This is a genomic window from Pseudomonas sp. FW305-7 (assembly GCF_058786735.1).
The window spans coordinates 77,435-98,401 of record NZ_JBYSZA010000019.1 but is presented as its reverse complement, the minus strand read 5'-3'; the positions used below and the strand labels follow the sequence as shown (position 1 = coordinate 98,401).

The 20,967-nt window shown below is 60.5% G+C and carries 16 protein-coding genes; 14 read left to right on the top strand and 2 right to left on the bottom strand.

Annotated elements, in window-relative coordinates; genetic code table 11:
* Positions 1 to 12 precede the first annotated feature (12 nt).
* Together AC3WMT_RS21430 and AC3WMT_RS21425 are read right to left on the bottom strand one after the other, a co-directional pair.
* Entirely contained in the window at positions 13 to 3,291 is a 3,279-nt protein-coding gene (locus tag AC3WMT_RS21430) for a sensor domain-containing protein (protein WP_103304859.1), read from the bottom strand.
* A gap of 69 nt (positions 3,292 to 3,360) precedes the next feature.
* The gene (locus AC3WMT_RS21425) at positions 3,361 to 4,251 is read right to left on the bottom strand and encodes a LysR family transcriptional regulator (RefSeq protein WP_103304860.1); all 891 of its coding nucleotides are present in this window, start codon (positions 4,249 to 4,251) and stop codon (positions 3,361 to 3,363) included.
* Between the two features lie 140 nt (positions 4,252 to 4,391).
* Here AC3WMT_RS21425 and leuC point away from each other — a divergent pair, with 140 nt between their 5' ends.
* From leuC to purF, 14 genes are all read left to right on the top strand, one after another.
* On the top strand, positions 4,392 to 5,810 hold the full coding sequence (gene leuC / locus AC3WMT_RS21420; RefSeq protein ID WP_103304861.1) for a 3-isopropylmalate dehydratase large subunit: 1,419 nt from the start codon (positions 4,392 to 4,394) through the stop codon (positions 5,808 to 5,810).
* 11 nt (positions 5,811 to 5,821) lie between these two features.
* A complete protein-coding gene (gene leuD, locus AC3WMT_RS21415) occupies positions 5,822 to 6,466 on the top strand; it encodes a 3-isopropylmalate dehydratase small subunit (RefSeq protein ID WP_007913445.1) in 645 nt (214 codons plus the stop codon).
* A gap of 146 nt (positions 6,467 to 6,612) precedes the next feature.
* A complete protein-coding gene (locus AC3WMT_RS21410; RefSeq protein WP_103304862.1) occupies positions 6,613 to 7,380 on the top strand; it encodes a class I SAM-dependent methyltransferase in 768 nt (255 codons plus the stop codon).
* Positions 7,381 to 7,434: 54 nt separating this feature from the next.
* Complete coding sequence (gene leuB / locus AC3WMT_RS21405) at positions 7,435 to 8,517, top strand: 3-isopropylmalate dehydrogenase (RefSeq protein ID WP_103304863.1); 1,083 nt, start codon at positions 7,435 to 7,437, stop codon at positions 8,515 to 8,517.
* Between the two features lie 66 nt (positions 8,518 to 8,583).
* Complete coding sequence (asd, locus tag AC3WMT_RS21400) at positions 8,584 to 9,696, top strand: aspartate-semialdehyde dehydrogenase (RefSeq protein ID WP_007956451.1); 1,113 nt, start codon at positions 8,584 to 8,586, stop codon at positions 9,694 to 9,696.
* A gap of 274 nt (positions 9,697 to 9,970) precedes the next feature.
* Positions 9,971 to 10,981 (top strand): aspartate-semialdehyde dehydrogenase, encoded by a 1,011-nt coding sequence (locus AC3WMT_RS21395; RefSeq protein WP_103304864.1) that lies wholly within the window; start codon positions 9,971 to 9,973, stop codon positions 10,979 to 10,981.
* 208 nt (positions 10,982 to 11,189) lie between these two features.
* Positions 11,190 to 13,838 carry a motility hub landmark protein FimV gene (locus tag AC3WMT_RS21390; protein ID WP_103304865.1) on the top strand — a complete coding sequence of 883 codons (2,649 nt, stop codon included), beginning with the start codon at positions 11,190 to 11,192 and terminating at the stop codon, positions 13,836 to 13,838.
* Between the two features lie 273 nt (positions 13,839 to 14,111).
* Entirely contained in the window at positions 14,112 to 14,936 is an 825-nt protein-coding gene (gene truA / locus AC3WMT_RS21385; protein ID WP_034152768.1) for a tRNA pseudouridine(38-40) synthase TruA, read from the top strand.
* Between the two features lie 65 nt (positions 14,937 to 15,001).
* On the top strand, positions 15,002 to 15,628 hold the full coding sequence (locus AC3WMT_RS21380; RefSeq protein ID WP_103304866.1) for a phosphoribosylanthranilate isomerase: 627 nt from the start codon (positions 15,002 to 15,004) through the stop codon (positions 15,626 to 15,628).
* A gap of 204 nt (positions 15,629 to 15,832) precedes the next feature.
* The gene (gene accD / locus AC3WMT_RS21375) at positions 15,833 to 16,753 is read left to right on the top strand and encodes an acetyl-CoA carboxylase, carboxyltransferase subunit beta (RefSeq protein ID WP_103304867.1); all 921 of its coding nucleotides are present in this window, start codon (positions 15,833 to 15,835) and stop codon (positions 16,751 to 16,753) included.
* Positions 16,750 to 18,057, top strand: coding sequence for a bifunctional tetrahydrofolate synthase/dihydrofolate synthase (folC, locus tag AC3WMT_RS21370; protein WP_103304868.1), 1,308 nt, complete (start codon positions 16,750 to 16,752; stop codon positions 18,055 to 18,057). The genes accD and folC overlap by 4 nt, the downstream gene beginning before the upstream one ends.
* A complete protein-coding gene (locus tag AC3WMT_RS21365) occupies positions 18,041 to 18,697 on the top strand; it encodes an SPOR domain-containing protein (protein WP_103304869.1) in 657 nt (218 codons plus the stop codon). The genes folC and AC3WMT_RS21365 overlap by 17 nt, the downstream gene beginning before the upstream one ends.
* Positions 18,698 to 18,795: 98 nt before the next feature.
* On the top strand, positions 18,796 to 19,356 hold the full coding sequence (locus AC3WMT_RS21360) for a CvpA family protein (protein WP_007913461.1): 561 nt from the start codon (positions 18,796 to 18,798) through the stop codon (positions 19,354 to 19,356).
* Positions 19,357 to 19,397: 41 nt separating this feature from the next.
* A complete protein-coding gene (gene purF, locus AC3WMT_RS21355) occupies positions 19,398 to 20,903 on the top strand; it encodes an amidophosphoribosyltransferase (RefSeq protein ID WP_007956466.1) in 1,506 nt (501 codons plus the stop codon).
* Positions 20,904 to 20,967 lie beyond the last annotated feature (64 nt).

The following is a 20,967-nucleotide window of genomic DNA, read 5'->3' as shown; positions in this document are numbered from 1 at the left end:
AAATTGGGCGCGTCAGGGCAGCAGTTTTTTCAAGTCCTCCAGCGGCAAGGGCCGACTGTGCAGATAACCCTGATACAAGTGGCAACCCAGGCCTTGCAGGAACGCCAGTTGCTCCGGCGTCTCCACGCCTTCGGCAATCACTTCGAGTTCGAGGCTGCGGGCCATGGCGACAATGGCGCGGATGATCTCCGCGTCGTTCGGGTCGGTCGTTGCATCGCGGATGAACGACTGGTCGATTTTCAGCGTGTCCACCGGCAAGCGCTTGAGGTAGGTCAACGACGAATAACCGGTGCCGAAATCGTCCATGGCGAAGCTCACGCCGAGTTTTTTCAAGCGGCGCATTTTGCTGATGGTGTCTTCCAGATTCTGAATGACGATGCCTTCGGTGATTTCCAGTTTCAGCAGCGTGCAGGGCAGGCCGTGGCTGATCATGCTGTGTTCGATGCGTTCGACGAAGTCGTTTTGGCGGAACTGGCGTGGGCTGATATTCACGCACAGGCTGAAGTCGAAAGGGTTGATCAGGTCTGTGGCGATCAGTTGTTTGAACGCCTCGCAGGCTTCGTCGAGGATCCAGGTGCCCACTTCCAGAATCAGGCCGCTGTCTTCCAGCACCTTGATGAACTCGGTCGGCGATTGTGCACCGAGCTCCGGGTGATTCCAGCGCACCAAGGCTTCGGCGCCGATGATGCGGTTGTCCCGTGCGTCGACCTGTGGCTGGAAATGCACCTTGAATTCGCCACGAGACAAGGCCAGGCGCAAGTCGGTCTCCATGCGCAGCCGTTCGCTGGCCGCTTTCTGCATAGTGTTGTGGTACATCTGCGTGGTGTTGCGCCCGGAATCCTTGGCCCGGTACAGGGCGATGTCGGCACGCTTGAGCAGGTCGGTCGGGGTTGAGCCGTGGTCGGGAATCAGTGCCACGCCGATGCTCGGCGTCACTTGCAGGCGTTGACCGTCAAGGAACATCGGCTCCGAAAGCAATTCACGGATGGTGTCGGCCAGTTCGCGCACCTGCGCGCTGACTTCGTTGCGCGAGCCTTCCAGGCCGCTGAGCAGCACCACGAACTCATCGCCGCCCAGACGTGCGACCGTGTCTTCCATGCGCACGCTGGCTTCGAGCCGAGCGGTGATGATCTTCAGCACCGTGTCACCGACCGGGTGGCCAAGCGAGTCGTTGATGTGTTTGAAATGGTCGAGGTCAAGAAACAGCAGCGCACCGCGCAGGTTGTGGCGCTTGAGCAGGGCGATCTGCTGGCTCAGGCGATCCATCAGCAGCGCACGGTTGGGCAGGTTGGTCAGCGGGTCGTGGTAGGCCAGATGGCGAATCTGTGCTTCGGCGTTTTTCAGCAGGCTGACGTCGCGGGCGGTCAGTAGCAGACATGCCGTTTCATTCAGGGTGATCGGTTCGACCGACACTTCCAGCGTCAGCAATTCCCCGCGCTTGTTGCGCCCGAGCATTTCCTGATGGTGCACGCGGCCCTTGATCTGCAGTTCGGCCAGCAGCGCAGAACGTTGTTTCTCCTCGGCCCAGATGCCGACCTGATACACGGTTTTGCCGACCACCTCATCGGCGCGATAGCCGGTAAGGCGACAGAAACCGTCGTTGACCTCCAGATAGCGTCCGGTATCGCGTTCGGTGATGGTGATTGCGTCCGGGCTTGAGTGAAACGCCTTGGCGAACTTCTCCTCGCTGGCCTTGAGGGCGGCCTCCGAGCGTTGCTGCTGCGTGATGTCGCGCAGAGTGGTGACAATGCAGGGCTGATTGCCGACGCTGATCTGCCGGCTGGAAATCACGCAGGTCAGCGACTGGCCGTCCTTGTGCTGAACAATAATCGCAACATTGCTCAGGCCCTGTTCACGGATCACCCGTTCGATGCGTTGCAGGCTTTTCGCCGAGGCGTCCCACAGACCGATGTCTTCGGCGGTGCGGCCGATCACGTCGGCGGCGCTCCAGCCGAAAGTCTGGGTGAAGCTTGAGTTGATTTCGATGAATTCGCCGCTGTCCTGCCGTGTCACGCAGATCGGGTCGGGGCTGACCTGGAACAGCGTGGCAAATTTCTCTTCGGACGCCACCAGCCGCTGTTCGCGCTCGACCTGATCGGTGATGTCCAACAGCGTGCCGGCCATGCGCAGCGGCGCACCGTTGTCGTCGCGATAGAGGCGTGCACGGCTTTCCAGATAGCGTGAGCTGCCGTCCGGCAGTTGCACGCGATACGTCAGTTGGTAATTGCCCGCCGGGCCTTCGCGCAGGCTGCGATAGGCGTCGCGCATGCTGTCGCGCTCTTCGCCGGGCACGCCTTCGAAAAACTCGTCGAACGATTCATGAAACGGTATCGGCTCCAGCCCGTGCAATTGCGCGGCGCGCGCCGAGCCATAGAGCATGCCGCTGGGGATGTGCCAGTCCCAGGTGCCCAGCTGCGCCGAATCCAGCGCGAGATCGAGGCGTTCCTGGCTGTCTTTCAGGGCGTGTTCGGCGGCTTTGCGCTCGGTGGTGTCGAGGAAGGTGCTGAGCAGATACGGCTGGCCTTCGAGCTCGACTTTCTGGGCGCTGAGAATGCCGTCGTGAATCTGCCCGTTACTCTCACGAAACTGCACTTCCATGCTGACCAGTTCGCCCTTGGCCTTGGTTTTCTTGACCAGTTCGGCGCGTTGCTCGGGGTGCACCCACAGGCCCAGCTCCAGAGTGGTGCGACCAATCGCGCTCTGCACCGGCCAGCCGAACAGGCTTTCAAAATACTGGTTGGCCTCGCTGATCAGGCCGTCTTCCTGGCGGGTGAGCAAGACCATGTTCGGGCACAGGTGAAACAGGGTGGCGAAACGTTTCTCCGAGCTGCTCAGGGCCTGTTCGCGTTGACGCTGGTGGGTGATTTCGCGAATCACCCCGATCATTCGGGGGCGGCCGTTTTTGTCCGGAAGCAGGCTGCCGTTGATCTCCAGCCAATGCAGGCTGCCATCGGGCCAGCGGATGCGGTGGTGCATCGCCTGTTCCAGCGGCGCACCGGCAATCACCGCATGGAAGGCGCGGACGGTTTTCGCGCGGTCTTCGGGCGGCAGCAAATCGAGGTATTCAAGATCTTCCGGCAGTGGCTGGCGCGGATCGAAGCCGAACAACGCCTGGGTGCCCCGTGACCAACTGATCTGCCCGCGCTCGATGTCCCAATACCAGGCGCCGAGCCGAGCGCCGTTGAGCGCGGCGAGTAATTGCGGCGCGCTCTCCCAGCTCTGCTCGGAACGTCGCGGGTCAATGGCTTGAATGCGCGGCATCGGCGGAATTCGGTCAACAGATTTCGGCATCGTTAACAGGCCTTGAGCGGTGGTGGCATTTTAGGCACAGGGACAGCGGCTCTATAGGAGTAGCACAAGTTAGCCCAGAGTCCCTGGCAGATCGATTTGAGCTTCCAGCAAGGCCATAAATGCTCTTGCCGCATTCGATAGCGTCCGTTCGGTGTGCACGATATAGCCTAGCTGGCGACTGAGCTGTATGCCCGGCAAAGCGATGCTTGCCACCTGATCATCGAGCATGGTGCGCGGTAACACGCTCCAGGCCAGGCCGATGGAGACCATCATCTTGATGGTTTCCAGATAGTTGGTGCTCATGGCGATGTTCGGCGTCAGCCCCTGGGCCTCGAACAATCGTTGGACAATATGGTGTGTAAATGTGTTGCCGCCGGGGAAAACCGCCGGATGACCGGCAATGTCCGCCAGACTGACGGCGCCATTGCTGATCAGCGAATGCTCGGGGGCGACCACGAAATCCAGCGGGTCGTCCCAGACCGGCGTGGCTTTGACCAGCGTGTGCGGCTCCGGCGCCAGGGTAATGACCGCCAGCTCCGCACGGCCATGGAGAATTTCCTCGTAGGCCACTTCCGAATCGAGGAACTGAATATCCAGCGCGACTTGTGGGTAGCGGCGGGTGAATTCCCTTAATAACGGTGGCAAACGGTGCAGGCCGATGTGGTGACTGGTGGCCAGCGTCAGCCGGCCGCTGACTTCACCGGTCAGATTGGTCAGTGCCCGACGGGTGTCGTCCAGAACATTGAGAATCTGATAAGCCCGCGGCAGCAGGGCGCGGCCGGCTTCGGTCAGGCCGACTTCACGACCGAGGCGATCGAACAGTCGCACCTTCAGTTGTTGCTCCAGTCCGGCAATGCGCTTGCTGATGGCCGGTTGCGTCAGGTGCAGCCGTTCGCCGGCGCCGGAGAAGCTGCCGGTCTCGGCAATCGCGATAAAAGCGTTGAGGTTGGCCAGATCCATGGTTGTATTCCAGTTGGTTATCCAAAGCATAAAAAATATGAATTTGAGTTATTTAATCTAACCCCATAGGATCGGCCTCACAAGCCAAAGGGTTATTGATAAGCCCAGGGCATAGAAACAAGCTGATGAGGAACCGTCTGATGGCCGGCAAAACGCTCTACGACAAGCTCTGGGATTCGCATTTGGTCAAGCAGCGCGACGATGGCTCGGCGCTGATCTACATCGATCGTCACATCATCCACGAAGTGACCTCGCCGCAAGCCTTCGAAGGCCTGCGTCTGGCCGGGCGCAAGCCTTGGCGCATCGATGCCAACATCGCGACCCCGGACCACAACGTACCGACCACGCCAGAGCGCAAGGGCGGCATCGAAGCGATTGCCGATCAGGTCTCGCGTTTGCAGGTTCAGACCCTTGATGACAACTGCGATGAATACGGCATCGTCGAGTTCAAGATGAACGACATCCGCCAAGGCATCGTCCACGTGATCAGCCCGGAGCAGGGCGCAACCTTGCCGGGCATGACCGTGGTCTGCGGCGACTCGCACACCTCGACTCACGGCGCTTTCGGCGCGCTGGCTCACGGTATCGGCACCTCCGAGGTCGAGCACGTGCTCGCCACCCAGTGCCTGGTCGCCAAGAAAATGAAAAACATGCTGGTGCGCGTCGAAGGGCAATTGCCGTTCGGTGTGACCGCCAAGGACATCGTCCTCGCCGTGATCGGCAAGATCGGCACGGCCGGCGGTAACGGCCACGCCATCGAATTCGCCGGCAGCGCGATCCGCGACTTGTCCGTCGAAGGCCGCATGACCATCTGCAACATGTCCATCGAAGCCGGCGCCCGTGTGGGGCTGGTGGCGGCGGACGAAAAGACTGTCGAATACGTCAAGGGTCGTCCGTTCGCTCCGAAAGGCGCGCAATGGGACATGGCCGTCGAAGCCTGGAAAGACCTGGTCTCCGACGCCGATGCCAAGTTTGACACCGTGGTTGAACTGGACGCCGCGCAGATCAAGCCGCAAGTCAGCTGGGGCACTTCCCCGGAAATGGTTCTGGCCGTTGATCAGAACGTGCCGGACCCAGCCAAAGAGATGGATCTGGTCAAACGCGACTCGATCGTCCGCGCCTTGAAATACATGGGTTTGACCGCCAATCAGGCGATCACCGACATTCAACTGGATCGCGTGTTCATCGGTTCCTGCACCAACTCGCGGATCGAAGACTTGCGTGCTGCTGCGGTGATCGCCAAGGGCCGCAAAGTCGCTTCGACCATCAAGCAAGCCATCGTGGTGCCGGGTTCGGGTCTGGTGAAGGCACAGGCTGAAGCCGAAGGTCTCGACAAGATTTTCCTCGAAGCCGGTTTCGAATGGCGTGAGCCGGGTTGCTCGATGTGCCTGGCGATGAACCCGGACCGTTTGGAGTCTGGCGAGCATTGCGCCTCGACCTCCAACCGTAACTTCGAAGGCCGTCAGGGCGCCGGTGGCCGTACCCACCTCGTCAGCCCGGCCATGGCGGCTGCGGCAGCGGTGAACGGTCGTTTCATCGACGTTCGTGAATTGATTTAAAGGAGCGCAGCATGAAAGCTTTTACTCAGCACACTGGTCTTGTCGCGCCTTTGGATCGTGCCAACGTCGACACTGACCAGATCATCCCGAAGCAGTTCTTGAAGTCGATCAAACGCACCGGTTTTGGCCCGAACCTGTTCGACGAATGGCGTTACCTCGATGTCGGCCAGCCGTATCAGGACAACTCCAAGCGTCCGCTGAACAAGGACTTCGTCCTCAACGCCGAGCGTTATCAAGGCGCCAGCGTGTTGCTGGCCCGGGAGAACTTCGGTTGCGGCTCCAGCCGTGAACACGCGCCATGGGCGCTGGAAGAGTACGGTTTCCGCAGCATCATCGCGCCGAGCTACGCCGACATCTTCTTCAACAACAGCTTCAAGAACGGCTTGTTGCCGATCATCTTGAGCGACGCTGAAGTCGATGAGTTGTTCAAGCAGGTTGAGGCCGAGCCGGGTTATCAATTGCAGGTCGATCTGCAGGCGCAGACCGTGACCCGCCCGGATGGCAAGGTGTACAGCTTTGAAATCGATGCGTTCCGCAAGCACTGCTTGTTGAACGGTCTGGACGATATCGGTTTGACCTTGCAGGACGGTGATGCGATTGCGACGTTTGAGGCCAAACATCGGGTGAGCCAGCCTTGGTTGTTCCGCGACGCGTGATTGATTCGAGATTGATGTAGTCGGGGCCGGCCCCATCGCTGGCAAGCCAGCTCCCACAGGGATTTGCGGTGTTCACAAAACCTGTGGGAGCTGGCTTGCCAGCGATGAGGCCGGAACAGACACCACAAGATCAAAGGGAAGTCCCCATGACCAGCACCGCCCAGCACACTCAGGTCGTACAAAAGCAATTCGGTGAACAGGCCGCCGCCTACCTGAGCAGCGCCGTTCACGCGCAAGGCACTGAATTCGCACTCCTAAAAGCTGAGTTGGCCGGGCAGGGCGAGGCGCGAGTTCTGGATTTGGGTTGCGGCGCCGGCCACGTGAGTTTCCACGTCGCACCGCTGGTCAAGGAAGTGGTCGCTTACGACCTGTCGCAGCAAATGCTCGACGTGGTCGCTGCCGCTGCCGTTGATCGCGGCATGAGCAACATTGTCACGGTCAACGGCGCCGCTGAGCGCCTGCCGTTTGCCGACGGTGAGTTCGACTTTGTGTTCAGCCGTTATTCGGCGCATCACTGGAGCGATCTCGGTGTGGCACTGCGCGAAGTGCGCCGGGTGCTGAAACCGGGCGGTGTGGCGGCGTTCGTTGACGTGTTGTCACCGGGCAGCCCGCTGTTCGACACTTACCTGCAAAGCGTCGAAGTGCTGCGCGACACCAGTCATGTGCGCGATTATTCCGCCGGCGAGTGGTTGCGTCAGGTCAGCGAGGCCGGTTTGCACACGCGCAGCACTACGCGTCAGCGCCTGCGTCTGGAGTACAGCAGTTGGGTCGAGCGCATGCGTACACCCGAAGTGATGCGCGCGGCGATCCGCCAGTTGCAGCAGTCGATGGGCAACGAAGTGCGCGAATATTTTGAGATTGATGCCGATGGCTCGTTCAGTACAGATGTAATCGTGCTGATGGCCGAGAAATAACAAATTTTCCGGGCGTGCCGGTAAAGGCGCACCGACTGAAGACACGAGGAAAGCATGAGCAAGCAGATTCTGATTCTCCCAGGTGATGGCATTGGTCCGGAAATCATGGCCGAAGCGGTCAAGGTGCTGGAACTGGCCAACGACAAGTACAGCCTGGGCTTTGAGCTGAGCCATGACGTGATCGGTGGCGCCGCCATCGACAAGCACGGCGTGCCGCTGGCCGACGAAACCCTCGACCGTGCCCGCGCCGCCGATGCCGTGCTGCTGGGCGCGGTGGGCGGCCCGAAATGGGACACCATCGAGCGCGATATTCGTCCTGAACGCGGTCTGCTGAAAATCCGTGCGCAATTGGGTCTGTTCGGCAACCTGCGTCCGGCGATTCTCTATCCGCAACTGGCCGATGCTTCCAGCCTGAAGCCGGAAATCGTTGCCGGCCTCGACATCCTGATCGTCCGTGAACTGACCGGCGGCATCTACTTCGGCGCGCCACGTGGCACTCGCGAGCTGGAAAACGGCGAGCGCCAAGCCTACGACACCCTGCCGTACAGCGAGAGCGAAATCCGCCGCATCGCCCGTGTCGGTTTCGACATGGCCATGGTCCGTGGCAAAAAACTCTGCTCGGTGGACAAGGCCAACGTCCTCGCATCCAGCCAGCTGTGGCGTGAAGTGGTCGAGCAAGTGGCGAAAGACTATCCAGAAGTCGAACTGAGCCACATGTACGTCGACAACGCCGCCATGCAACTGGTGCGCGCGCCGAAGCAGTTCGACGTGATCGTCACCGACAACCTGTTCGGCGACATCCTGTCCGACGAGGCGTCGATGCTCACCGGTTCCATCGGCATGCTGCCGTCGGCCTCGCTGGACGCCAACAACAAGGGCATGTACGAGCCTTGCCACGGCTCGGCGCCGGACATCGCCGGCAAGGGCATTGCCAACCCGCTGGCAACGATTCTGTCGGTGTCGATGATGCTGCGTTACAGCTTCAATCTGCACGACGCGGCCGATGCCATCGAGAAGGCGGTCAGCGTGGTGCTTGATCAAGGCTTGCGCACCGGCGACATCTATTCGGCCGGTTGCACCAAAGTCGGTACGCAGGAAATGGGCGACGCAGTAGTCGCCGCGCTGCGGAATCTGTAATCTCTCGGGCCCGCTGCGAAATTCAATACAAAGCAGCGGCCCACTTTTCAAGAAGGTGTAGTTGCGATGAAACGTGTAGGTCTGATCGGTTGGCGCGGCATGGTCGGTTCCGTGCTCATGCAGCGGATGCTGGAAGAGCAGGACTTCGATCTAATCGAGCCAGTGTTTTTCACCACTTCCAATGTCGGTGGCCAAGGCCCGTCCGTGGGCAAGGACATTGCTCCGCTCAAGGACGCTTACAGCATTGAAGAGCTGAAGACCCTCGACGTGATCCTGACCTGCCAGGGCGGCGACTACACCAGCGAAGTGTTCCCGAAGCTGCGCGAAGCCGGCTGGCAGGGTTACTGGATCGACGCGGCCTCGAGCCTGCGGATGAACGATGACGCAGTGATCATTCTCGATCCGGTCAACCGCAAGGTCATCGACCAGCAACTCGACGCGGGCACCAAGAACTACATCGGCGGTAATTGCACCGTCAGCCTGATGCTGATGGGCCTGGGCGGTCTGTTCGAAGCCGGTCTGGTTGAGTGGATGAGCGCCATGACCTATCAGGCGGCTTCCGGTGCCGGCGCGCAGAACATGCGTGAACTGATCAAGCAGATGGGCGCGACCCACGCCGCTGTCGCTGATCAACTGGCCGATCCGGCCAGCGCGATCCTCGACATCGACCGTCGCGTTGCCGAGGCCATGCGCAGCGATGCGTACCCGACCGAAAACTTCGGCGTACCGCTGGCCGGCAGCCTGATCCCGTGGATCGACAAGGAACTGCCGAACGGCCAGAGCCGTGAAGAGTGGAAGGCCCAGGCCGAGACCAACAAGATCCTCGGTCGCTTCAAGAGCCCAATCCCGGTCGATGGCATCTGCGTGCGCATCGGCGCCATGCGTTGCCACAGCCAGGCGCTGACCATCAAACTGAACAAAGACGTGCCGATCGCCGATATCGAAGGGCTGATCAGCCAGCACAACCCTTGGGTCAAACTGGTGCCGAACCAGCGCGAAATCAGCATGCAGGAGCTGAGCCCGACCAAGGTCACCGGCACCCTGAATGTTCCGGTCGGCCGTCTGCGCAAGCTGAACATGGGTTCACAATTCGTCGGTGCCTTCACCGTCGGCGACCAACTGCTGTGGGGCGCGGCCGAACCGCTGCGTCGCATGCTGCGGATTTTGCTGGAGCGTTGATCGCTTGAAGCAATGAGAGAGCCCGTGCCTTGTGAGAGGTGCGGGTTTTTTTATGCCTGGGATTCTCGGGTGCCTGTACAGGCCTCATCGCTGGCAAGCCAGCTCCCACAGTGATCGGTGTTTTCCACAGATTTTATGCACACCACAAAAACTGTGGGAGCTGGCTTGCCAGCGATGAGGCCAGTAGCTGCGGCACAAATCCCCGGCAGAAATTGCCTGTGCGCCAGTCACCCGGTAAAGTGCCGCTCCCCCCGTTTCGCCAGAGGCTCGCACCATGACCCAGACCCTAGATATTGCCGTGATCGGCGCCACCGGTACTGTCGGCGAAACCCTCGTACAGATTCTCGAAGAGCGCGACTTCCCGGTCGGCAATCTGCACCTGTTGGCCAGCAGCGAATCCGCCGGCAGTTCGGTGCTGTTCCGCAACAAGAACGTGCGTGTGCGTGAAGTCGACGAGTTCGATTTCAGCAAGGTCAAACTGGTGTTCTTCGCCGCCGGCCCGGCGATCACCCTGAGTTACGCCGCGCGTGCCCATGCCGCCGGGTGCTCGCTGATTGATCTGTCGGGTGCTTTGCCGGCCGATCAGGCGCCGCAAGTGGTGCCGGAAGCCAATGCCGATGTGCTCGCTGGTTTGAAAGCGCCGTTCCAGGTCAGCAGTCCAAGCCCGTCTGCCGCCACGCTCGCCGTGGTGCTGGCGCCGTTGCTCGATCTGATCGACCTGCAATACGTCAACGTCACCGCCAATCTGGCCGTTTCCGCTCAGGGTCGTGAGGCCGTCACCGAGCTGGCGCGTCAGACTGCCGAGCTGCTGAACATGCGCCCACTGGAGCCGACATTCTTTGATCGGCAGATGGCCTTCAACCTGCTGGCTCAGGTCGGTACGCCTGACGCGCAAGGCCACACGCTGCTGGAAAAGCGTCTGGTGCGCGAGCTGCGCCAAGTGCTGGCGCAGCCTTTATTAAAGATTTCCGCAACTTGTGTTCAAGCCCCGGTGTTTTTTGGCGATAGCTTTAGCGTGACCTTGCAGTCAGCGCAGGCCGTCGACCTGGAAAAGGTCAACGCCGCACTGGAAGACGCACCCGGTATCGAGCTGGTCGAAGCCGGCGATTATCCGACCGCAGTCGGTGACGCGGTAGGGCAGGACGTTGTCTATGTCGGTCGGGTGCGCAGCGGTGTCGACGACCCGGCGGAACTTAATCTGTGGCTGACGTCAGATAACGTACGCAAAGGCGCCGCCCTTAACGCTGTGCAGGTGGCCGAATTGTTGATAAAAGACCTGCTGTAAAAGATACTTGGCAACAATTTGTCGACTGATTCTAGGTGAGCGCTATGCTTGCCCGCAGCACTCGATAACGTTTCACCCTCCGGGACTTTCCGGGGCATCAAAGAAATGATCGCGCGCGACATCTGTCGTCGTCGCGCGCAATGCCTTACGGCAGCGGTATTCAACATCTTCTCGCTGGCCGAGGAACGTTCAAACAAAGGATGAGGCTATGGTTCAAGTTCGCAAACTGGTGTTAGCAATAGCGGCCGCCTCGGCGCTGTCCTCCGGTATGGCGCATGCCCTCGGGCTCGGGGAGCTGACCCTGAAGTCGACCCTGAACCAGCCGCTGGTGGCTGAAATCGAGCTGCTCGACGTCAAGGATCTCACCGCTGCCGAAGTGGTGCCGAGCCTGGCTTCCCCTGAAGATTTCGCCAAGGCCGGCGTTGATCGCCAGGCCTTCCTCAACGATCTGACCTTTACCCCGGTGCTCAACGCCAGCGGCAAAAGCGTGCTGCGCGTCACGTCGAGCAAGCCGCTGTCGGAACCGATGGTCAAATTCCTCGTGCAGGTGATGTGGCCCAACGGCCGTCTGCTGCGCGATTACAGCGTGCTGCTGGATCCATCGAAGTTCTCGCCGCAGACCGCTGATGCGGCCGCGCAACCGGCGCCGTCGCAGACTATTGCCGCGCCGACCACGGGCGCCACGCACCCGACTCAATACACCACAACGCCACGCGACACTTTGTGGGAAATCGCCGCGAAGGCGCGCACCGGCGGTTCAGTGCAGCAGACCATGCTGGCAATTCAGGCGCTGAACCCCGATGCGTTTATCGGTGGCAACATCAACCGGCTGAAAACCGGTCAGGTGCTGCGTCTGCCCGATTCGGTGCAAAGCACTGCGCTGCCGCAAACCAAGGCAATCGCTGAAGTCGCGGCGCAGAACGAAGCCTGGCGTCAGGGCCGTCGTTACGTGGCCAAACCTGGCACCGGTCAGCAGCAGCTCGACGCGACCAATCGTGGTCGCGCCAACACCGGCGCCGCGCAGAACACCAGCGACAACCTGAGCCTGGTCTCCGCCGAAAGCGCCAAGGCGCGTGGCAAGGGCCTGGCGGGCGACGCCAAGGCGTTGAGCAACAAATTGGCGGTGACTCAGGAAAGCCTCGACACGACTCGTCGTGACAACGAGGAACTGAAAAGCCGCATGTCCGATCTGCAAAGTCAGTTGGACAAGCTGCAAAAACTGATCGAGCTGAAGAACAATCAACTGGCGAAGATGCAGGCTGAAGGGGCGGGCGCTGCGCCTGCTGCGAATGCCGCTGTTGCACCGGTTCCGGCGATCACCGCTGAACTGGCCGCAACACCGCCAGCAACGCCGGCAGAAGCGGCCTCGCCGACGCCAGAATCCGCCATTGCGCCGCCGGTCGATACACCTGCTGAAACGCCGGTGGTCGAGCCTAAGCCTGTGGTTGATGACGAGAAAACGTTCAACGAACTGCTGACCAATCCGATCCTGCTGGGTCTGATCGGCGGCGGTGCAGTGGTTCTGCTGCTCTTGCTGTTGCTGCTGGCCCGTCGCCGCAAAGCCCAGCAGGAAGCCGAGAAGCATCTGCGCATGGCTCGCGCCCTGTCTGAAGAGCAAGAGTTCTCGGCTGAACAGGATCTGCCGGAAAGCAGCTTCGAGGGTCTGGAAACTCCGGCCGCCAGCGTCAAGCTCAATACGCCGGCTCCTGCTCCAACTCCAGCTCCGATCGTTACGCCAGTGGTCATGGCTGAACCGATTGCCGCGCCACTGGTGGCCCCGGCCGCCGATCGCTCGGATGACGTGCTGGACAAGGCTCAGTCGCACATCAATGCCGGTCGCTTGAATCAGGCGGCTGCGCTGCTGGAAGAGGGCGTCAGCCTTGAGCCGCAGCGTAGCGATCTGCGCCTGAAGCTGATGGAAGTCTACGGTCAGCAAGGCGATCGCGATGCGTTCGTCGGTCAAGAGCGTCAACTGGTTGCCAACGGCGACAACTTCGCCAAGGTCGAAGAGCTGAAAAGCCGCTTCCCGGCCATGGCTGTGGTGGCTGCTGCCGGTCTGGCTGCCGCTGCTGTCGCTGCCGAGCTGGACGCACAGTACGTCAAGGACTTGCTGCTGGATGAGCCGGAAGTAGCGGAGCCCGCTCCGGCGCCGGTCGAAGATGATCTGGACAGCGCGTTCGACCTGAGCCTGGACGATCTCGACAACATCACCCCGGTCACCCCTGAGCCCGTGGTCGAGCCGCAAGCGCCAGTCGAGCTGGACGAGTTCCCGTCGGACGATGACCTGAGCTTCGAATCGGTGCTGCAACAGCAGACCGAGATCAAAGAAAATCTTGACGATCTGTCGGACTTCGACCTGGATCTGGACCTCGGTGCCGAGCCGGCTCCAGCGGTTGATCTGGCGGACGATGACTTCCTGCTGGATCTGGACGAAGGCGTGAAGGATCTGCCGCCGGTCGAGCCGCCGGTCGTTGCTGACTTGCCTCAGGATGATCTGGAACTGCCGGCCGATTTCGATCTGTCGCTGGCCGACGAGATGGATAGCAATCCTGCGGCTGAACCTGATGCGTTCGCTTCTGAACTGGATGACGTCAACGCTGAGTTGGATCGTCTGTCGCAAAGCATCGCCGAGCCGACCTTCACCGAAGCCGATGCGGCTATCGGTGATGATCTGGGCGAAGACGATTTTGACTTCCTTGCGGGTACTGACGAAGCCGCCACCAAGCTCGATCTGGCCCAGGCCTACATCGACATGGGCGACAACGACGGCGCGCGCGACATCCTCAACGAAGTGTTGACCGAGGGTGACGAGAAGCAGCGTGGTGAAGCCAAGGAAATGCTTTCGAATCTGGCTTGATTCAGCGGTAACAAAAAAACGGCAGCCATTGAGGCTGCCGTTTTTGTTTGGGCTGGATGCTGTTTTGCCTGAGCTATCACCATCGCTGGCAAGCCAGCTCCCACAGTTTTGGCGGCGCATGCAATTCCTGTGGGAGCTGGCTTGCCAGCGATGGCGCCAGATCAGACGACAGAGAACTCTCTGGCATCCACTGACCACGGCCCTATAATGCTCGCCTTTGCAAAAACAGCAGGCTGTCTCACCTTGGCAAACATAGATAACCCGGCCGCCGAAATGGCGCCCGACGGCTTTTACCGCGTCGCGCTTGGCGTTGAATACAAAGGCTCGCGCTACAGCGGCTGGCAGCGTCAGTTGACCGGCGTGGCCACGGTGCAGGAAGAGCTCGAGAAGGCCTTGTCGAAAGTCGCCAACTCGCCGGTCTCGCTGCAGTGCGCCGGGCGTACCGACGCTGGTGTGCACGCCTGCGGCCAAGTGGTGCATTTCGATACAACGGTGGATCGTTCGCTGAAAGCCTGGGTCATGGGCGCCAATATCAATTTGCCCCACGACATCAGCGTCAGTTGGGCGCGAGTGATGCCGGCGCATTTCCATGCGCGGTTCAAAGCCATCGCCCGGCGTTATCGCTACGTGATCTACAACGATCAGATTCGTCCGGCGCACCTCAACGAAGAAATCACCTGGAACCACCGCCCGCTGGATGTCGAGCGCATGGCCGAGGCCGCGCAATATCTGATCGGGACCCATGATTTCAGCGCCTTCCGTGCCGGTCAGTGCCAGGCCAAGTCACCGATCAAGAAGATGCACCACCTGCGCGTGACCCGCCACGGCAAGATGATCGTGCTCGATATTCGCGCCAACGCTTTTCTGCATCACATGGTGCGCAACATTGCCGGTGTGCTGATGACCATTGGTGCCGGCGAGCGACCGGTCGAGTGGATGAAAGAGGTGCTGGAGAGCCGCGAGCGCCGCTCCGGGGGTGTGACAGCGCATCCTTACGGGTTGTATCTGGTGCAGGTCGAGTATCACGACGAATTCCCGTTGCCCGAGCGTTTTATCGGGCCACATTTCCTTACGGGTTTCTCCGAACTTGACGGCTGACGCCCTCGAACGCTTTTGTTACCATCCGGGACTTTCCCGGATTTTACCTTGGAGTTTTTCTCGACATGTCAGCCGTTCGCAGCAAGATCTGCGGGATTACCCGCATAGAAGATGCGCTGGCAGCCGTCGAAGCCGGGGCTGATGCGATCGGGTTCGTGTTCTACGCCAAGAGTCCGCGTGCGGTAAACGTGCAGCAGGTGCGAGCGATCATCAAGGCGTTGCCGCCGTTTGTGACTACGGTGGGCCTGTTCGTCAACGCCAGTCGCTGTGAGTTGGGCGAGATTCTCGATGCCGTGCCACTGGATCTGTTGCAGTTCCACGGTGATGAATCGGCAGAGGAGTGCGAAGGCTGGCATCGTCCGTACATCAAGGCGCTGCGAGTCAAGGCCGGCGATGACATCGCTGCGTCCGTCGATGCATACCCAAGCGCCAGTGGCGTGCTGCTCGACACTTATGTCGAAGGCGTGCCCGGCGGAACCGGCGAGGCCTTCGACTGGTCTTTGATTCCGCAAGGTTTGAGCAAGCCATTGATTCTGGCGGGCGGTCTGACCCCGGAAAATGTCGCAGACGCTGTGGCCCGGGTGAAACCCTACGCCGTCGACGTCAGTGGCGGGGTAGAAGCGAGTAAAGGCATCAAGGATCACGTGAAGGTTCGGGCGTTCATCGACGCCGTACGCAAAGCTCCATATTGATGTGACGGCTGGCAGTCTGCCGCCGTCCATCAATGCACTTGCACAAAGCAGGCGCGGCTGAGGGTTTGTGAGCAGTACGCAGGTCATGTTTCGCGCTGACCGTGGCTGTTCACCCATCATCGCCACACACATGAATTTAGCTGAAGGGCATACGCGGGGCTGCGAACCAGAGCGTTCGGGCCGCCGGTACTGGAGAAAGAAAGCATGAGCAACTGGTTAGTAGACAAACTGATCCCTTCGATCATGCGTTCGGAGGTCAAGAAGAGCTCGGTGCCTGAAGGTCTGTGGCACAAATGCCCGTCCTGCGAGGCTGTGCTGTACCGTCCGGAGCTGGAAAAGACCCTGGATGTTTGCCCAAAGTGCAACCACCACATGCGCATCGGCGCACGTGCACGCATCGACATCTTCCTCGATGCCGAGGGTCGCAACGAACTGGGCGCCGATCTGGAGCCGGTTGACCGTCTGAAATTCCGCGACGGCAAGAAGTACAAGGATCGCCTGACCGCTGCCCAGAAGCAGACCGGCGAGAAAGATGCGCTGATCTCCGTCAGCGGCACCCTGCTGGGTATGCCGGTGGTGGTTTCGGCGTTCGAATTCAGCTTCATGGGCGGTTCCATGGGCGCCATCGTCGGCGAGCGCTTCGTTCGCGCTGCCAACTACGCGCTGGAAAATCGTTGCCCGATGATCTGCTTCGCCGCTTCCGGCGGTGCGCGCATGCAGGAAGCCCTGATCTCGCTGATGCAGATGGCCAAGACTTCGGCTGTGCTGGCGCGTCTGCGTGAAGAAGGCATTCCGTTCATCTCCGTGCTGACCGACCCGGTCTACGGTGGTGTTTCCGCCAGTCTGGCGATGCTCGGTGACGTGATCGTCGGTGAGCCGAAAGCCCTGATCGGCTTCGCCGGTCCGCGTGTGATCGAGCAGACCGTTCGCGAAAAACTGCCGGAAGGCTTCCAGCGCAGCGAGTTCCTGCTGGAACACGGTGCGATCGACATGATCATCCATCGTCAGGAGCTGCGTCCGCGCCTGGGTAACCTGCTGGCACAAATGACCGGCAAGCCGACGCCGAAATTCGTCGCCGCGCCGATCGAGCCGATCGTCGTTCCACCGGTGCCTGCCAACGTATGATCGAGCGCACCCTTGGCGAGTGGCTCGCCTACCTGGAGCAGTTGCATCCGTCCGCCATCGACATGGGCCTGGAGCGTTCGCAACAGGTAGCGTCCCGCATGGGGCTGGGTCAGCCGGCGCCTCGGGTGATTACGGTCACCGGCACCAACGGCAAGGGTTCGACCTGCGCGTTCGTGGCTTCATTGCTGCGCGCGCAGGGCCTGAGCGTTGGTGTCTACAATTCCCCGCACCTGCTGCGTTATAACGAGCGGGTGCAGCTCAATGGCGTCGAAGCCACTGACGCGCAGCTGTGCGAAGCCTTTGCTGCGGTCGAGGCCGGGCGCGGCGAAACCTCCCTGACTTACTTCGAAATGGGCACCCTGGCGGCGTTCTGGCTTTTCCAGCAAGCCGGACTTGACGCCGTGGTGCTGGAAGTCGGTCTGGGTGGGCGTCTGGACACGGTCAACGTGGTCGATGCCGATATCGCACTGGTTACCAGCATCGGTGTTGATCACGCCGATTATCTGGGTGATACCCGTGAATCCGTGGCTTTCGAGAAAGCCGGGATTTTCCGCCATGGCAAACCGGCCTTGTGTGGTGACCTCAATCCTCCGCAACCGTTGCTCGACAAGGCGCGGGAACTGGCTTGCCCGTTCTTCCTGCGCGGGCGTGATTTCGATCTCGGTATCACCGATCAACATTGGCAGTGGCGCGGTATCGACGCGCAGGGTCAGGTTGTCGAGCTGCACGATTTGCCGCTGCTCGATCTGCCGATGGAAAACGCCGCGCTGGCGTTGCAGGCCTATCTGTTGCTCGGTTTGCCATGGGAGGCGCAACAGATTATTGCGGCTCTGCAGAGGACTCGCGTAGTCGGACGTCTGGATCGCCGTTCGTTCGAATTCGATGGCAAACGCCTGAACCTGCTGCTGGATGTGGGTCATAACCCGCACGCGGCGGAGTATCTGGCCCGCCGTCTGGCCTCGCGACCTCCGGTCGGCAAGCGTCTGGCGGTGTTTGGTCTGCTGGCGGACAAGGATCTGGATGGTGTTATCGGCGAGTTGAATGCTAGTGTCGAGCACTGGGCCGTAGCGCCGCTGGATTCGCCGCGCGCTCGTCCGGTTGCAGAATTAGCCGCCGCATTGCAGAACCTTGGCGCATCGGTCACGTCTTACGACAGTGTTGCCGCCGCTCTGGAAGGGCAGTGTGCAGTCGCAACCAGTGACGACGAGATTCTGTTGTTCGGATCATTTTATTGTGTCGCCGAGGCCCTTGAATGGCTGGCCCGGCGCTCCACGGAGGAAGCGGCAAATGGCTTTGCTGGATAAAGCGTACAAGCAGCGCATGGTCGGTGCCCTGGTGCTGGTGGCGCTGGCGGTGATCTTCCTGCCAATGCTGTTTTCCCGCCAGGATGAGCAGCGTCAGGTGACTGTCGATGCGCCCGCCGCGCCGCACGCACCTGTCGTGCCGCAAGTGCAGATGGAAACCGTGGCCGTTCCCGAGCCGCAGGCCTTGCCGCAAGAGCCGGTGCCGACGGATGAAGACGTCGCAGAAGACACTGCGCCTGCTGTCCCGGTTGCTCCGACGCCAGCGCCCGCTGCCCCCATCGCGATCGTCAAACCTGCAGCGCCGCCTGCGGTGGCCAAGCCGATTCCGGCGCCTGCGCAGCCTATCGCCGCTGCATCGTCCAGGCCTGACACCACGCAAAGTCGCGTCGATGCCAACGGTCTGTCGGTCAGCTGGTCGGTGCAACTGGCCAGTCTGTCGAGTCGCGCCAGTGCTGAAAGCCTGCAGAAAACCCTGCGCAGCCAGGGTTATAACGCCTACATCCGTTCTGCCGATGGCAAGAACCGGGTGTTCGTCGGTCCACTGATCGAGCGCGCCGAAGCCGATCGTCTGCGTGATCTGTTGGGTCGTCAGCAGAACCTCAAGGGTTTTGTCGTGCGCTTCCAGCCCGAGCGCGGCTGAAAACTATCACTTCGATTGAAATGCACTGAAAATCGCAGCTTACCGACAGCCATGCGCTCTGCTAAAATGCGCCGCCTTATCCGTCTGTAGGCTGCACTGTGCCATTTACCTGGGTTGACTGGGCGATCGTTGCAATCATCGCCATCTCCGCTTTGATCAGTTTGAGCCGCGGCTTCGTCAAGGAAGCATTATCGCTGGTGACCTGGATCATCGCAGGAGTCGTCGCCTGGATGTTCGGTGGCTCACTGTCCGAGTACCTCGCCGGATACATCGAAACCCCATCGGCTCGCGTGATCGCGGGCTGTGCCATCATGTTTGTCGCCACACTGATCGTGGGCGCAATGATCAATTATCTTATCGGCGAGTTGGTTCGCGTCACCGGGTTGTCCGGGACCGATCGATTCCTCGGCATGGCCTTCGGCGCTGCGCGTGGCGTGTTGCTGGTGGTCGTGGCGGTCGGGCTGTTGAGCCTGGGGCCGGTACAGCAGGACGGGTGGTGGAAAGAATCACAGCTCGTGCCAAAGTTTCTATTGGTCGCCGACTGGTCCAAAAACCTGATTCTCGGGTGGAGCAGTCAGTGGCTTGCCAGCGGAATCAGCGTACCCGCTGATATTCCGTTCAAGGAGCAACTCTTGCCGTCGGCCAAAACGCCTCAGTGAGTGTTGTTCAGTTCAGATCCATTAAGTAGGGGTTGCGTCGCATGTGTGGCATCGTCGGTATCGTCGGTAAGTCGAACGTCAATCAGGCGCTGTATGACGCGCTAACCGTGCTCCAGCACCGCGGCCAGGACGCTGCCGGTATCGTGACCAGCCATGATGGCCGGTTGTTCCTGCGCAAGGACAATGGCCTGGTGCGTGACGTGTTCCAGCAGCGTCACATGCAGCGTCTGGTCGGCCACATGGGTATCGGTCACGTCCGTTACCCGACCGCGGGCAGCTCGACTTCGGCCGAAGCCCAACCGTTTTACGTCAACTCGCCTTACGGCATTACCCTGGCGCACAACGGTAACCTGACCAACGTTGAACAGTTGGCCAAAGAGATCTATGAATCCGATCTGCGTCACGTCAACACCAGTTCCGACTCGGAAGTGCTGCTCAACGTGTTCGCCCACGAGCTGGCCCAGCGCGGCAAGCTGCAGCCGACCGAAGAAGACGTGTTTGCCGCCGTGACCGACGTGCACAACCGTTGCGTCGGTGGTTATGCGGTAGTGGCCATGGTCACCGGTTACGGCATCGTCGGTTTCCGCGACCCGCACGGCATCCGCCCGATCGTTTTCGGCCAGCGTCACACCGACGAAGGCGTCGAGTACATGATCGCCTCGGAAAGCGTTTCGCTGGACGTGCTCGGTTTCACCCTGATTCGCGACCTGGCACCGGGCGAAGCGGTCTACATCACTGAAGACGGCAAGCTGCACACCCGTCAGTGCGCGACTAATCCTTCCCTGACTCCATGCATCTTCGAACACGTCTACCTGGCGCGTCCGGATTCGATCATCGACGGCGTGTCGGTCTACAAGGCCCGTCTGCGCATGGGTGAGAAGCTCGCCGAGAAGATCCTGCGCGAGCGTCCGGAACACGACATCGACGTGGTGATCCCGATTCCGGACACCAGCCGCACCGCAGCGCTGGAGCTGGCCAACCATCTGGGCGTGAAATTCCGCGAAGGTTTCGTCAAGAACCGTTACATCGGCCGGACCTTCATCATGCCGGGCCAGGCCGCTCGCAAAAAGTCGGTACGCCAGAAGCTCAACGCCATCGAGCTGGAATTCCGCGGCAAGAACGTGATGCTGGTCGACGACTCGATCGTACGCGGTACCACTTGCAAGCAGATCATCCAGATGGCCCGTGAAGCCGGCGCGAAAAACGTCTACTTCTGCTCGGCGGCTCCGGCTGTACGCTTCCCGAACGTCTACGGCATCGACATGCCGAGCGCTCACGAACTGATCGCGCACAATCGTTCGACTCAGGACGTGGCGGATCTGATCGGCGCTGACTGGCTGATCTATCAGGACTTGCCTGACTTGATCGAAGCGGTGGGTGGCGGCAAGATCAAGATCGAGAACTTCGATTGCGCAGTGTTCGATGGCAAGTACGTCACCGGCGACGTCGACGAGGCTTACCTGAACAAGATCGAACAGGCACGCAACGATGCCTCGAAGGTCAAGACCCAAGCGGTCAGTGCGATCATCGATCTGTACAACAATTGAGTGATTACCGGCCCTGAGGGGCCGGTTTTGTATCTGACTTTTATTTTTCGAGAACAGGGCAAGG